10 protein-coding genes and 1 pseudogene are annotated in these 14,583 nt (G+C 50.1%); 4 read left to right on the plus strand and 7 right to left on the minus strand.

Going from position 1 to position 14,583, the window contains the following annotated elements:
- Positions 1-104: 104 nt before the first annotated feature.
- The 6 genes from pgmB to H8S75_RS27775 all read right to left on the minus strand — a co-directional run bounded on the left by pgmB (position 105) and on the right by H8S75_RS27775 (position 8,442).
- Complete coding sequence (pgmB, locus tag H8S75_RS27750; protein WP_187024300.1) at positions 105-3,050, minus strand: beta-phosphoglucomutase; 2,946 nt, start codon at positions 3,048-3,050, stop codon at positions 105-107.
- On the minus strand, positions 3,007-4,407 hold the full coding sequence (locus H8S75_RS27755) for an MFS transporter (RefSeq protein WP_187024301.1): 1,401 nt from the start codon (positions 4,405-4,407) through the stop codon (positions 3,007-3,009). The genes pgmB and H8S75_RS27755 overlap by 44 nt, the downstream gene beginning before the upstream one ends.
- 22 nt (positions 4,408-4,429) lie before the next feature.
- Entirely contained in the window at positions 4,430-5,269 is an 840-nt protein-coding gene (locus tag H8S75_RS27760) for an MBL fold metallo-hydrolase (RefSeq protein WP_187024302.1), read from the minus strand.
- Between the two features lie 40 nt (positions 5,270-5,309).
- Positions 5,310-6,143, minus strand: coding sequence for a carbohydrate ABC transporter permease (locus H8S75_RS27765; RefSeq protein ID WP_055657705.1), 834 nt, complete (start codon positions 6,141-6,143; stop codon positions 5,310-5,312).
- A 12-nt stretch (positions 6,144-6,155) separates the two neighbouring features.
- Positions 6,156-7,037: a carbohydrate ABC transporter permease gene (locus H8S75_RS27770; RefSeq protein ID WP_187024303.1), complete on the minus strand. Its 882-nt coding sequence runs from the start codon at positions 7,035-7,037 to the stop codon at positions 6,156-6,158.
- Positions 7,038-7,167: 130 nt separating this feature from the next.
- The gene (locus H8S75_RS27775; RefSeq protein WP_243270497.1) at positions 7,168-8,442 is read right to left on the minus strand and encodes an ABC transporter substrate-binding protein; all 1,275 of its coding nucleotides are present in this window, start codon (positions 8,440-8,442) and stop codon (positions 7,168-7,170) included.
- 200 nt (positions 8,443-8,642) lie between these two features.
- Between H8S75_RS27775 and H8S75_RS27780 the strand changes: the two genes are divergently transcribed.
- From H8S75_RS27780 to H8S75_RS27785, 3 genes and pseudogenes are all read left to right on the plus strand, one after another.
- On the plus strand, positions 8,643-10,484 hold the full coding sequence (locus tag H8S75_RS27780) for a sensor histidine kinase (RefSeq protein WP_187024304.1): 1,842 nt from the start codon (positions 8,643-8,645) through the stop codon (positions 10,482-10,484).
- Positions 10,485-10,550: pseudogene (locus H8S75_RS33655) on the plus strand (DUF6783 domain-containing protein); the annotation flags it as partial.
- Positions 10,543-12,099, plus strand: a complete 1,557-nt coding sequence (locus tag H8S75_RS27785) for a response regulator transcription factor (RefSeq protein WP_187024305.1) — start codon at positions 10,543-10,545, stop codon at positions 12,097-12,099. The pseudogene H8S75_RS33655 and the gene H8S75_RS27785, both read left to right, overlap by 8 nt.
- Before the next feature lie 137 nt (positions 12,100-12,236).
- Here the strand turns inward: H8S75_RS27785 and gdhA are convergent, their stop codons facing one another.
- Positions 12,237-13,571 carry an NADP-specific glutamate dehydrogenase gene (gene gdhA / locus H8S75_RS27790; RefSeq protein ID WP_025529395.1) on the minus strand — a complete coding sequence of 445 codons (1,335 nt, stop codon included), beginning with the start codon at positions 13,569-13,571 and terminating at the stop codon, positions 12,237-12,239.
- Positions 13,572-13,922: 351 nt separating this feature from the next.
- Here gdhA and H8S75_RS27795 point away from each other — a divergent pair, with 351 nt between their 5' ends.
- Entirely contained in the window at positions 13,923-14,513 is a 591-nt protein-coding gene (locus H8S75_RS27795; protein WP_243005010.1) for a biotin transporter BioY, read from the plus strand.
- Positions 14,514-14,583: the final 70 nt, after the last annotated feature.

The following is a 14,583-nucleotide window of genomic DNA, read 5'->3' on the forward strand; positions in this document are numbered from 1 at the left end:
ATGAGGCGAAGAAAACTCCGCCTCAAGTCTTATCGCTTATTATATACTATAATATGAGATAATGCCAGTAATATTTTATAAAATTATTATGATTTTATCCCCAATTATAACAGTCCAGACGGCTTTCCACAGATTGTCAGCAGCTGTGAAAATGTCTCCATGCCGTAACTTGCCTTTTCGCACAATGCCGCATCACCGATACCGGCGCTGTCCATCCCGGCGCGGCACGCCGCCTCGATGCCTGCCCTGGCATCTTCGACGACCAGACAACGCTCCGGATCAACCGCCGCGTACTGCGCCGCCAGAAGAAATACTTCCGGGTCCGGTTTGGATCGCGTGATATTCGTTCCATCTGAAATGGCGTCAAAATAGCCGTCAAGACCGATCCGCTCCAAAATCTTTTTCGCATTTTTACTGGAGGAACCGATCGCCAGCTTTATTCCCATGGCTCGCAGACCGTCAAGCGTGTCCTTCACCTCCGCGCTTAAATCGTCTGGTGACATCTCATCTAAAAGTCCCTTGTAGATCTCATTTTTCTCAGCACAGGCCCGTCGTTTCTCCTCATCCGTCAATGTGGTCAGCCCGCCATGCTTTAGAATAACCTCCAGGCTCTCCTCCCGGGACACGCCCCGTAAAAGATTATTGACCTGTTCGTCAAACGGCACTCCCAGCCGGTCCGCCAGCGCCTTCCATGCCTGATAATGGTATGCGTCCGTGTGACAGATAACTCCATCCAGGTCGAAGATTACCGCGTCATACTGCGGTGCATTCTTCTCTCCCATGGAAAACACAGCAGTTCCCGTTAAAGAACACTGTTTTCCGTAAATCGTCACCGTCTGCGGCTTTCCTTCCAGCAGAGTAAGCCTGCATCCCTCCCGGTTCACCTCCACCGAAATCAGGCTTCCGAGATAAACAAACGAGAAACGGTAGGCGTTCCATTTTTCAGGCAGATACGGGTCAAGGAACAGCCCCTGCTCCTTAACCTTCAGGCCGCCGAAGCCATAGACAACCGCCATATAGACGCCGCCCATGTTGGCTGTATGGATTCCATCCCCAGTGTTATGGTGCGTATTGAACAGATCCAGCTTTGCCGAGTCTCCGAAATAGCTGTATGCCTTTTCTCTTCTGCCCAGACGGGAAGCCATTATGCTGAAAATACACGTAGACAACGAGGAATCGTGCGTTGTGATCTTCTCATAGTAGTCGAACGACTTCTCCATGGTTTCCCTGGACTGCATGTCCTCAAACAGTACGTGGGCCAGAACCGTGTCCGCCTGCTTGCACACCTGATGGCGGTATAAATACAGCGGATGATAATGAAGGAGAAGTGGGAAATTTTCCCTTGGCGTATGGTCTAAGTCCCAGATCTTTTTAGACAGAAATGTCTCATCCTGCGGATTGATGCCCAGTTTCTCGTCATACGGCAGGTACATGGCCTCCTCCGCCTGCCGGAAAAGCGCCGCTTCCTCATCACTCATCCCGATCTTCTCCGCCACCGGTCCCAGTGTTCCCGCTTCCTTTAAAATCTCCCAGGATCTTACGGCCCAGTGCAGGTTGTATTTTGCACACGCATTTGTATAGTAATTGTTATCCACCAGGCACGTGTATTCATCCGGTCCTGTCACTTCATGAATCTCAAAACGGCCCTCATGGAAATTCCCTGCATCCATCCAGAGCCTGGCTGTCTCAAACAGAATCTCCGCCCCCATATCCGCGAGGAACTCCCGGTCCTCTGTCACCAGATAATACGCCGCCACCGCATAGGCAATGTCCCCATTGATATGGTATGCGGCCGTTCCAGACGGAAAATATCCGGAGCACTCCTTTCCCATAATGGTTCTCCACGGATATAATGCCCCGCTTTCGTGTCCGGCGATCCGGGCATTCTTCCTGGCCTCGTCCAGCGTTCTGTACCGGAACGACAGAAGCCTTCTGGAGATATCCGGATTTGTCAGAGTGAAAAACGGCTGCATATACATCTCCGTATCCCAGAAGTAATGGCCTTCGTACCCCTCTCCGGACAGCCCTTTTGCTGCAATATTACAGAACTCATCCCGGCCTGCGGACTGAAGCAGCTGATAGAGATTGTAACGCACCGCCACAGCCGTCTCTTCATCCCCATCAATATCGAGATCCGAACGCCTCCAGAATTCCGCCAGGTACTCCTGCTGCCTCTGATACCAGTACTCCAGTCCCATTCCTACGGCCTCACTCATCTCATCCATAGCCCCGGCCAACACCTCCGGACGGCGCACAGAATCCGTAAATACCGTGTATTTCGTCAGGGAAATGGTCTCACCCGCCTTCATCTGAAAAGCATACGTCCGGGTGATCCGGTGTCCCGCCGTCTCCCTTATCTCCTTTGCCGGGACGGAAAGCCGGTGGCATACCGCACTGCAGGCCAATAGGCCGGAAGCCGCGGCCGCGGTGACCAGACAGGACACATCTCCTTCCACCACTGCCTTTACCGGACGCAGGTGAGAGATACTTTCCCCCGCGACTCTCGGATCGTCGGGATTACAGTAATTGCTCACCTCCCCGTTATGATCCGATATAATTTCAGCTTCTCCGCTGTAATTTAAGGATTTCACCTGATACTCCATCGTGAAAAGCGGTAATTTAACAAAAGAAGCCATACGCCGGCAGATGATCTCCACCTCTTTCCCTTTGGGAGAACGCCAGACCATACTGCGCTCCGTCACACCTTTTTCCATATCCAGACGGCGGCAGAACCGGAGGACGGTTCCCTCAAACAGGGAAAATTCCTCATTGCCCAGTTTTAAGCGGATTGTCTGGGTATCGGCCACATTGACCATGGTCTGCTTTTCCTCAACAAAGCCGCAGAGCTTTTCCGCCTGGGGCATTTTCATAAAATCGTAAAATCCATTGATATAGGAGCCGCGGATGGTCTTCTGTCCCTCCGGATACCCCTCCTCAAAATTAGACCGCACACCGATATAGCCGTTCCCGTTATGGAACACGGTCTCGTGCAGCACGCAGCTTTCCTCATCGGGGCTGAACCCGTCTGCCTGATAGACCCATTTGCTCATGGATTGTCTCCTCCTTCATGCTCATCTTTACTGTGAATACCCGTTTTCTTAAAATAAAGCACACGGCCAGAGCCGCGGCAGTCATGGCCAGCCAGCCGAAGATCGTCACCTGCCAGCCCACATGCTGTACCAGCACACCAATTCCATAGGTGGAGATGGCGCATCCCAGGTAGGCCATCGCATTTAAAAATCCCGAAACGGTAGAAACTCTCCCCTCCTTCTCGAAATGGAGCGGGAGCAGATTGACAAACAGCGTATTGACCGCCATCATGGACGCTGTAATAACGGACAGCAGTCCCGCCGTCAGAAACATATTGACCGCGCTGAACCGCCAGAGCAGAACCAGCGCGCCGGTGGCAATGAGAAAGAAAAAGGACGCCGTCTTAACCTCATGCTTCTGAAAGAATTTCCGGTACATAAACTGGGCGGCATAGGCCCCGGTCAGGTTGATGACCGGAAGCATGGTCGTCACCAGTATGGACAGCGTCGGCGAGGCCATAAATGTCTCGCTGATATACGTTGGAACCCACGAAGTCACACCGTCCTTTAAAACGCCGTGAACCACCACCGGGATCAGAAGGAATAGAAGGCCGGATGCGGTCAGAAGCCGTCCAAATGGCATGGAGCCGGTGTCTGCCGTTTTCCCTTGTTCTGTCCTCTCCTCATATTCTATTACCTTCCCCCGTTCTGCCCTCTCCTCATATTCTACCACATTCCCACATTCTACCACACCCCCATGTTCATCCGCAGCCCCATGTCCCATCGAATACGCCTCGACCCTTGCAAACCCGCGCCAAAACACCAGCGCCGCCCCGCACATGCATACGGCGGCAGCATAAAACACAAACCGCCAGCCCGCAGCCGCGATCATCGCCGCGGACAACAGATAGGAGGCAAGCGTTCCTACTGCCATGGTGGAGGTGATATGCACGCAGTACTTTACTTTTCTCTCTTCGGTCATCATCTTTGCAAAGATTCTCATAATTGGAGGCCAGATCATCGCCTGGGTATACCCGTTGACACACCAGAACAGCGCCATCATCCCAAAGCCTGATAAGAAACCCATGGCCAGATTCAAGAGACCGGAGGCAAACAGCCCGGCAAATATCATTTTCCCCGGATGGAGGCGGTCTGCCAGCATACCGTTGAGAAACTGCCCCGCACCGTAGGCAAAAAAGTAGACCATACTGATAAACCCGGCCTGCGAGGCGGTAATCACAGAACCGCCGATCATGGCCGGCATGGCCGATGAATAGTTAAGCCTGCCGATATAGGAGGCAAAATACACCAGCCAGCACATCCAGAATAAAAGCGCCTGCATATGGCCGTCATAAATCCGATTTAATTTTTTCTGCATCTTCTTTCTCCCGTCTTTCGTCCTATACTTCCGCTGTAAACCCGTCGCAGGCTACCAGAAAGCCTTTTGGCGCCGCCAGCGCCTCCATCTCCTCATGGGAGAGCCCGTGACCGCAGTTATGGGAGAAATGATTGAGGATAAACACGGTATTGTCATGGACGCAACCCATGGCCTCCAGCCTTTCCTTCGTTCTTACGTCCCCATTCCAGCCCATATGGGTCGCTCCGTCCCCCAGAATCCCCATGGTGCAGTCAAGGCTGACCAGATCCAGCCGCCGGCCGCGCAGCTGCTCCCACGTCTCCTCCGGAAAATACGCCGTATCATTTCCATACAGAAGCGTCTTTCCCGCCTCATCCTCGATCAGAAAGATCAGACAGCACTCCGCCGGATCATGGGCGGCCCGAAGAGGCGTCACCCGGTAATTTAAGACGGAAAATGGCTGAAACGGGTAAATCTCAAAGAGTTTTACACAGTCATCCAGATTTTCACAGTCGTCATCCACATCCCGCATGCGTTTATACAGTTCCCCGATCCGCTTTGTACCATAGACATGAAACGGCGCGGCACTTCCGGACTGGGCATAGGGCCTGGCCTTCATCATCAGATCCGTGGCATAGAAATGGTCGCAGTGCCCGTGAGTCACGATACAATGGTTTATTTCATGAAGCTTCAGACCGTCTCTGATCACATGCAGATACGTATCCGGTCCAAAATCGATTAAGAGTCTGCCATCCACCACCGCCTGGGCGCGTGTCCGGATATTTTTACCGCCCAGCTCCCGCGCCATCTGGCAGGATGGGCAGTCACAGAACAGCGCCGGCCAGCCTTCCGCGGCCGCGGTTCCCAAATACTTTATTTTCATGGTATAATCTCCTTTCCAGCGGTGTAAGCCGCCGCATCACTCAGCCCTTGACCGCCCCGTTGGTCAGCCCGCCAATGATCTGTTTCTGCAGGACCAGATACACCAGGAACACCGGGAGCATGGACAGGATGAAGGTGGCAAACACCAGCGCATAATCCACTGTAAAGGTGCTCTTAAAGTTGTACTGAAACAGCGTCAGCGTCCAGTACTTCGTCGATTTATTCAATACCAGCAATGGAAGGAAAAAATCGTTCCAGATCCATAAGCCCATCTTGATCAGCACCGTGGCCGTCATGGGTTTTAAGAGCGGCAGAATAATCTGGAAATACGTCTTGGCCGTGGATGCTCCGTCAATGTAGGCCGCCTCCTCCAGCTCCGTCGGTACGCCCTGGATAAACGCCACGTAGAGGAACACGCCCTCACAGATGGAGCTGGCTACATATACGATGATGATTCCAGTGGGAGTCAGCATATGAAGGCTGCTCATCGTCTTGATCAAGGGCATCATTTTTACCTGGAACGGCACAAAGATGCCGACTAGCAGGAAAAAATAGAGGTATTTATAAAAACGGCTGACATCCATCTTTCTGGCAATGGAATAGGACACCATGGGAAGAACCACGATCATACCGGCCAGAGACAGAATCGTTATGTATAAGGTATTTCCAACCGCCTGATAGTAATCGGGACGGCTCAGTATATTTTTGAAGTTCCCCAGGTAAAAGCTTTCCGGCAGCGCCAGAAAATTCTTTGTAATCTCCGGTTCCGTCTTGAAGGCCGAAATGACTGTCAAAAACAGGGGATAGATGATGAGCAGGATGCCAATTCCCAGAATGAGATACGTGCCGGCTGCCCGTTTCGTCTGTGTTTTCATAGGTCCTCCCTCCTAATAGACTTTCTTTTTATTGTTGACGGCAATCTGGATAAAGGAAATCGTACACACCAGAATGCACAGAATAATGGATTCCGCAATACCGTAGCTAAACTTCATTTCCTTAAACCCGTGGTTGTAGATGAGGAGCGCCACACTCTCCGTGGCTCCCGCAGGTCCGCCCTGCGTCAGGCCCACCACGTAGTCAAACAGCATCAGACCGTCTTTAAACATCAGAACGACCACCACAGTCACCACCGGGAGTACGAAGGGCAGCGTGATGTGTTTAAACAGCTGCCATTTATTCGCGCCGTCCAAAGAAGCCGATTCAATCAGTTCCTGCGGAATCGACTGAAGCCCCGCCATCAAAAGTACAGTAGGTATGGCCACGCTCTGCCATACGTGAACGAACAGAATCCCGTATTTCGCCAGGCTGGGATTGGACAGGATGCTGGTCTTCAGTACTTCGATGTTAAAAAGCCCGCCAATCCCCGGGAGCACCCGGTAAAAGAACTCGTTGAATATCAGGCCCGCAGTCAGCATACTGATGACGGCCGGGAAGAAATAAATGGCGCGGAAGGCCGATTTATACTTAATCTTGCTGTTCAAAAGGAGCGCCAGCACCATGCTGATCACCAGAACCAGAGCCAGGAGCATCAGCGCATAGACCAGGGTAAACAGGAAGGACCCGCGGAAACGGGCATCCTGCACGATGGATAGATAGTTGCCCAGCCCGATAAAATGAAACTTCTTCGTGATCCCGTTCCAGTCCGTCATGCTGTAATATAAACCATTGATAATGGGGTAAATAAAAAACATGCAGTAGAGCGCCACTGCCGGTATCACGAACAGAAACAGCGTGATATCCCTGTTGTTTGTCTTTTTCTTACTCTTCATAGTAACCCTCTCTTTTTGAAAGAAGGTGCTGTGCCTGCTTTCTTATGAAGCGTAAGCACAACACCTTTTGTTTTAGAACGTATTCAACGTCTGCTCTCAAGTATATCTTAAATTAATTTCCAAATACCATCTAGGATTCTTTGTAGTACTGTTTCACAATCCTGTCGGTCTCTTCCAGAAAATGGTCCACATTCTGGTCGATCAGAAGCTGCTGCATCGGAATCGCCCACTCGTTGCGCATACCGGCCGGCCAGTAGTTGACAAGGGTCAGGAAGGTCTTGTCTCCCGCCATCTTCTCTTTCATCAGGGCCAGGGGGGCAATGTGGTACTCTACGCCCTTGATGACCGTAGGCGTTCCCTCCTTGTCCGCCAGAATCTGGTTGATCTCCGGTCTTGCACAGAATTCGATAAACTTAAGCGCCTCCTCCGGATGCTCTGTCGTCGCAGAGTATCCCAGGGCAATGTCCACATTGATTGGAAGGGACTGCTCTTCCCCTGCGGGATTAGGAATCGGAACCATGGAAAGGTTCATTTCAGGCGCTGCTTTTAAGATGGCCGCCAGTCCCCAGGTTCCGCTGATGAACATGGGATATTTGTTATTGACAAAGTCAGAGGTGGCCTGCTCTCTGCCGATAGCAAGAGAATCCTTGGGACCGTACTTTCTCAGCTCCAGCATGGCTTCCGCCATGGTACGCACGTAAGAAATATCCGCGTCCGTAAATGAAGCGTCACTCGTTCCAACCGTCTCAAAATCGTTGTAAACATCATTTTTAATGATACCGATGATTCGCTCCGCCTCCTGTCCCAGTGCGACAGAATCCTTATCATTGCAGGCGATGGCGGTAATTCCCGCCGCCTCGAAGGTCTGGCATGCCTTTATCAAATCATCCCAGGTCTCCGGAAGCTCCAGATTCTGTTCCTCAAACATGTCCTTATTACAGAAAATGCCGAATGAACTGAGGGCAAATGGCATGGTATATACCTTTCCGTTATGCTCGCACATCTTCACGGCTGTAGCTTCCGCGTTCTCAAGTACCTTCTCACCGGTCATATCCGCCATGATGCCTTCGTCCATAATGCTCTTATATGTCGCCTCCGCCGGATAGACACTCATGATATCCGGAATATCGCCGGTGGAAATATTGGTTAAAAATACGGTCTCGGAGTCTGCCGGGGATATCTGATTAATCTTGACACCGGGATTTTCCGCCTCAAACTTTGCAATAATCTCATCATAAACGGATTTAGCTTCATTTTTCATCTGAAAGAAATCCAGTGTGACAGATCCCGCCGCCGCTTTGGAACTCTCACCACCTGTTTGATCGGATGCCCCTCCGCATCCTGTCATAACGCCTGCCGCCAATGCTGCTGCTGATAAAACTGCCATTATCTTACGATATCTCATAACCTTTTCTCACTTTCCCTTTTTTCAAACGTGCACGTCTTTTTGATGATCTAATCATAATCAATTTTTTACAGGAAATGAATACCCCTACTTTATATTTCTTACCATTTCTTCACATCCTCGCTCCGCCGGCTTGCATCCTGTCATTTTCTGTTGCTATAATAGGTCTGTACCACAGAACGGTCAGATTGGGGAACGCCATGAAAAAAAAGATATCACTGAAGCATTTAGGAGTCCGCAAACGTCTCTTCATTATATTGTTTTTAATCGTCCTGCTGATGGCAGGCTGTTTTACCTATATCTTTATAACGCTTCGCAGGCAGACCTACGCCCGGCTGGACACCGCCGCCTATCAGACGGCTGCGACCCTGCTGGAACAGGCCTCCGGCAAGGTGGATACTCTGGATAAGGTGACTTCCTATCTTCTTCAGGAGCATTATCAGAATAATGGAAACGGTTCCATTTTCCCTTATTTATCGGATTATGCGACTTCAGAAGAGACGAGCGCCGCTCTCTCCAAGACATTTACCACTGCCACGAGAAAGCTCTTCTACCTATTTCCCTCCCTGGAAGGCCTCTATCTCTACACCAACGATGGTGATCCCATCATCTTCGACAGCAGGGACTTCACCCGCCTCACCGCGTCCTCTCTCACAGAGGCCCCCTGGCGGGAGCATGTCATAGACCGGAAGGGCAAACTTGTGCTGCTGAAATCGGACCAGATCCCCTCTGATTTCAATGAATCCGGGGAATATCCATCCGGCAGAGCCTCCCGGCACTACCTCTACGGCACCCGTGTCCTCATTAACCTGCGCAGCTCATTTGCCCCGCTATGCCTCGTCCTTGCCCAGTTGGATATCAATGACCTCCAGTCCTCCTTTACCCGCCTGCATTCCTACAAAGGCCAGTCCTATGCCCTCTTAGATGCAGATAATGGCTTGCTGTCGTCCTCTGACAGTTTTCCGCTGGAAACCATGTCCAGCCGGATGCCTGCCCCCGGAACCTCCGAGGCGTCGTCCGAAGCGCCTTATACTTATGTAAACTTCAAAGATAACATAAATTTCAAAGGAAACGGCTATTTCTTCCATATGGTGACCGATCATTCTACCGGCCTGTCCTGTGTGATATCCACTCCGGCCGCCGTAATCTCCTATATGCCGCTGGTAATGATCCTGGTGTCCCTGCTGCTTCTGCTCTTTCTGATCATCCTCTTCGTCCAGTACACCTTCCGCGGTATCTCGAAACCGATCGAGACCCTGGTGTCCGCCTGCGGAAAGATCGGACAGGGGAATTTCTCCGTCCGTGTCGGGATTCCTCCGGATGCGGAGCTGGGATATCTGACCAACTCTTTTAACCAGATGGCCGGACAGGTGGAGCATCTGATCAATACAGTTTACTTAAAGGATATTGCAGAACGCGATTTGGAGCTTCAGATGCTCCGTAATCAGATTAATCCTCATTTCCTTTACAATACGCTGGAAAGCATGCGTATGGCGGCCTACACGGAAGGCGCCCACGATATCTCCCAGATGTGCCTGCTGCTGGCCGATGTCCTGCGCTACGGGGTCTCCTCACCGACCGAGCTGGTGACTCTGAAGGAGGAAATTGAGCATTTAAAGGAATATATTACACTCCAGCAGTACCGCTTCCACTACGCCGTGAAGATCAATGTCATGGTGAGCCAGGACTTATATGAATTCCTGTCATTAAAACTCATGTTCCAGCCCCTCGTGGAAAATGCGCTGAATCACGGATTCGAGGGCTTTACAGGAAATGAACGGATCGGTATCTTCGGATATCAGAAAGAGGGAATCCTCTATTTTCAGGTAACGGACAACGGCGTGGGGATGGCGCCGGAACAGGTGGAGGCACTGAACGGCTATATCAGAGGTGAAAATGAGGCATTTACAAGCATTGGCTTAAAGAATGTGCACCGCCGGATCGAGCTATATTATGGAATCGGCTACGGGCTGACGATCGAGAGCCAGGAGGGACGCGGAACCTCAGTCTGCATTAAAATTCCGCTTACTTCTGCGAAGTGAGGCGTGCAGATGACAGGAATGAATTTTAAGACACGTTCCAGCAAGGAGGAGGAAAATCATGTATAAAATACTGGTGGTTGATGATGATCCCAACATCCGGATCGGACTGTCCCGGATGATTCAAAATGCTTATCCGGACACCGTTATTACGGACACCGCGGAAAATGGACGAATCGCCTACGATCAGGTGGTTAAGTTTCATTTTGATGCCGTCATCACCGACATCAAGATGCCTGTGTGGGGCGGTTTAGAGCTGCTCACTCATTTAAAGGAAGAATACGTCATCCCTCCGACACTGGTGCTGAGCGGATATGACGACTATAATCTGGTCCGCAGTTCCTTAAAGCTGGGAGCCATCGATTATCTGTTAAAACCGGTAAATGAGGGACTGCTCTTAAATGCCCTGGATTCTATCTTTAAATCGCTGGAGATCAATTCCTTAAATCCACCGGCCCTGGAGGCCGATTTAAAGAATCAGATTCTTCTGGAGGGCTTCTTCGGATCTGCCCCGGTAGACGAGGAGAAGGAAGCATTTTTGAGGCGCAGCCACATCACCCTGGATACGCCCTGCCGCGTTCTGTACGTCGATATGTCCCACGGCCTCTATTCCCGCAAAAAAATCATCCGCAATTTTATTGAGACCCGCTTCGAGTCCTGCTTTCCTCCTTCATCCTCCTACTGCCCGATATACGGTGAGATCGGCCAGTACTGGATTCTGCTGCTTTTTGAACTGGGAGAGACCGCCAGATGCGCGGCCCTTACAGCCGCATTTCTAAAGCAGCTGGAAGACGAGGGACTTTTCGTGAGCGCCAGCTTAAGCCCTCTGCCCCTGGCCGACTTATCCTTTTTAAAGGCGGAATGCCTGCGGGGCTTTGAGCGGTATTTCTTCGACCTGCCCTATACGGCTGATTCAAAGGAGTGGACCGGCTCAAAGGAAGGAGAGCAGACCGGCATGAAGCGGCATACAACGGCGGAGCAGGAGCTTTTAGACTTAACCACCGCCGCGCTGGCCGAATACGATTATGCCGGCGCCCTCGAACACCTTTCCCGGCTGTTCGCGTACTTTAACAGCCGCCGCCCCCCAGTCGCGCATCTGCGCAGGACCTTATCCAACGGTATTTATGACCTGATGGGACGCAACGCCAACTTCATCCCGGTCGTCAGTCAGTCCAGCCTGACAGACTATGACATTCTGGCGCAGATCGAGGATGCTTCCAGCTTAAAAGAGCTTCAGACCTCCATGTTTGCCACGCTGAACTTTTATGTGGAAAAGGCCATGGATTCCCTTAATAATAAAGAGGACTTCGTCATAAAAAAGGCTAGGGAATATATCCGGAATAATTACAGGGATACCATTACCCTGAACGATGTGTCCGCCTATGTATACTTAAACCCGAATTATTTCAGTACTCTGTTCAAAAGCAAGACAGGAATCACCTTCCGCCAGTACCTGCGGGATTTCCGCATCCAGACCTCCAAGGAGCTGATCCGCCAGGGAAACTTGAAAGTCTATGAGGTGGCCGACGCGGTGGGCTATCCCGAACCGGCGCATTTTGTGCGGGCATTTAAGGAGGTGGAGGGCATCAGTCCTACGGAGTATAAAAATTCATTGTGATTTGTATCAATTGCTATTTCTACGATTTACAAAATCAAAAAACCGGAAGCATGAAAGGATCGGTATCCCTTCCTGTCTTCCGGTTTTTAGTTATTTACGTTTGTCTCATAAGCAGTCTAATAGAAAACCTCAGAATCCTACACAACGCCCTGAGCCATCATAGCTTCCACAACCTTCTCAAATCCCGCGATATTGGCGCCGGCCACATAGTTGCCCTTTACGCCGTATCTCTCAGCCGCATCCGCTGCTTTCGCGTAGATGCCTACCATGATGCCGTGAAGCTTCTCATCCACTTCCTCAAATGACCAGGAAAGTCTTAAGCTGTTCTGGCTCATCTCCAGTGCGGAAGTCGCCACGCCGCCTGCGTTAGCTGCCTTGCCAGGCATAAACATCATGCCATTCTCCTGGAAGAAGTCCGTTGCTTCTCTTGTAGAAGGCATGTTAGCGCCCTCTGCCACTGCGAAGCATCCGTTTGCCTTTAAGGCCTTTGCATCGTCTAAATTCAGTTCGTTCTGCGTCGCACATGGAAGAGCGATGTCACATGGAATGCTCCAGATTCCCTTTCCTTCTGTATAAACAGCGGTAGGAACTGCATCCACGTACTCTTTGATACGTCCCCGGCGAACCTCTTTGATATCCTTGACAATATCAAGCTTAATGCCGTCTTTATCGTAAATGTATCCGTTGGAATCGCTTAATGCAACCACCCTGGCGCCCAGCTGCTGTGCCTTCTCTGTCGCGTAGATTGCCACGTTGCCGGATCCGGATACGACTACTGTCTTTCCAGCCAGTTCATTTCCGTTGTGCTTCAACATCTCATCTACAATGTATACGAGGCCATAGCCAGTCGCCTGTGTACGTGCCAGGGAACCGCCGTATGTTAAGCCCTTACCGGTCAGAACGCCTTCATATAAGCCGGTCAGTCTCTTATACTGTCCGTACATATAGCCGATCTCTCTAGCGCCTACGCCGATATCGCCGGCCGGAACATCCTGATCTGCACCAATGTACTTGTAAAGCTCTGTCATGAAGCTCTGGCAGAATGCCATAACCTCTCTGTCAGATTTACCCTTTGGATCAAAGTTGGAACCACCCTTGCCGCCGCCGATCGGAAGTCCTGTTAAAGAGTTTTTAAATACCTGCTCAAAACCTAAGAATTTTAAGATACCCTGGTTTACGGACGGATGAAGACGTAAGCCTCCCTTATACGGTCCGATTGCGCTGTTGAACTGCACGCGGTATCCCTTGTTGACCTGTACCTGCCCGTTGTCGTCAACCCACGGAATACGGAAGGAAATGACTCTCTCCGGCTCTACGAGACGCTCTAGGAGTGCCATCTTACGGTACTTCTCCTCATTAGCGTCAATGACCAGTCTCAAAGAATCCAGCACTTCCTTTACTGCCTGGTGGAATTCGGCTTCTCCCGGATTCTGTTTTACCACTCTCTCATAAACTTCATCAACATACGACATAGATTTTTCCTCCTTGTGATTTTCCACATTTACCATACGACTTCACATCAGTGAATATTGCTTCCAAAAGGGCAAAAAGGGGCCAGAACATACGTTCCGGCCCCTTTGCCTTTTGTAACTGATAGAAATTATAGCAAGTAAAGATTATAAAGTCAATAATTACCAAAACTTTATTTTATTAATTTCAGCTAAATTTAAACTGCTTATTATTATTCCCTTCCCACTTTTAATACCATGGCAAAATTGTTAACTATATATCATTTTTAGTTGACATCTTTTCATATGCATGATACAATTTTTTAATAAAATTCTTACCATAACTATAGATAAATTAGGAAGGGAGTTTCTATCATGATATTACCAAACACTACTCACACTGCCGCACCATCAAGACGCATTACCACGAGAGATTTAGTATTTGCGGGAATGATTGCAGCCATTCTTACTATTATATCACAGATATCAGTCCCCATGCCTACCGGAGTTCCCATAACAATTCAGGTATTTGGAATCACTTTAATTGGTGTCACATTTGGATGGAGACTGGGACTTTACGGCTCTCTGGTCTATATACTCCTTGGCGCTGCAGGTCTTCCTATCTTTGCAAACTTCCGCGGTGGTTTCTCCGTTCTGGTTGATTTCACAGGAGGATATATCTGGTCCTGGCCGATCATGGCTGCATTATGCGGCCTTCATATTAAATCAGAAAATAAGAAACTGGAATCTGCGTCTATTTTTCTTTTTTCATTTATTGGACTGGTTATTAATGAGACAGCCGGCGGGATGCAGTGGGCAGCTCTGGCCGGTGACATGTCTGCATGGGGAGTATTTACCTATTCTATGACAGCATTTGTACCAAAAGATATTGTACTTACCATTCTGGCAGTTATCTTTGGTATTCAGCTCCGTAAAACACTGAAACGTGCAGGTATAACCAGATAAGTAACAGTTCAGGCGATATCATCCATTGACTTTCCGCTCTGCATCTGCTATGATTTCCTGAATACAACCG

This window comes from Hungatella hominis (genome assembly GCF_014288005.1).
Taxonomy (GTDB): domain Bacteria; phylum Bacillota; class Clostridia; order Lachnospirales; family Lachnospiraceae; genus Hungatella; species Hungatella effluvii.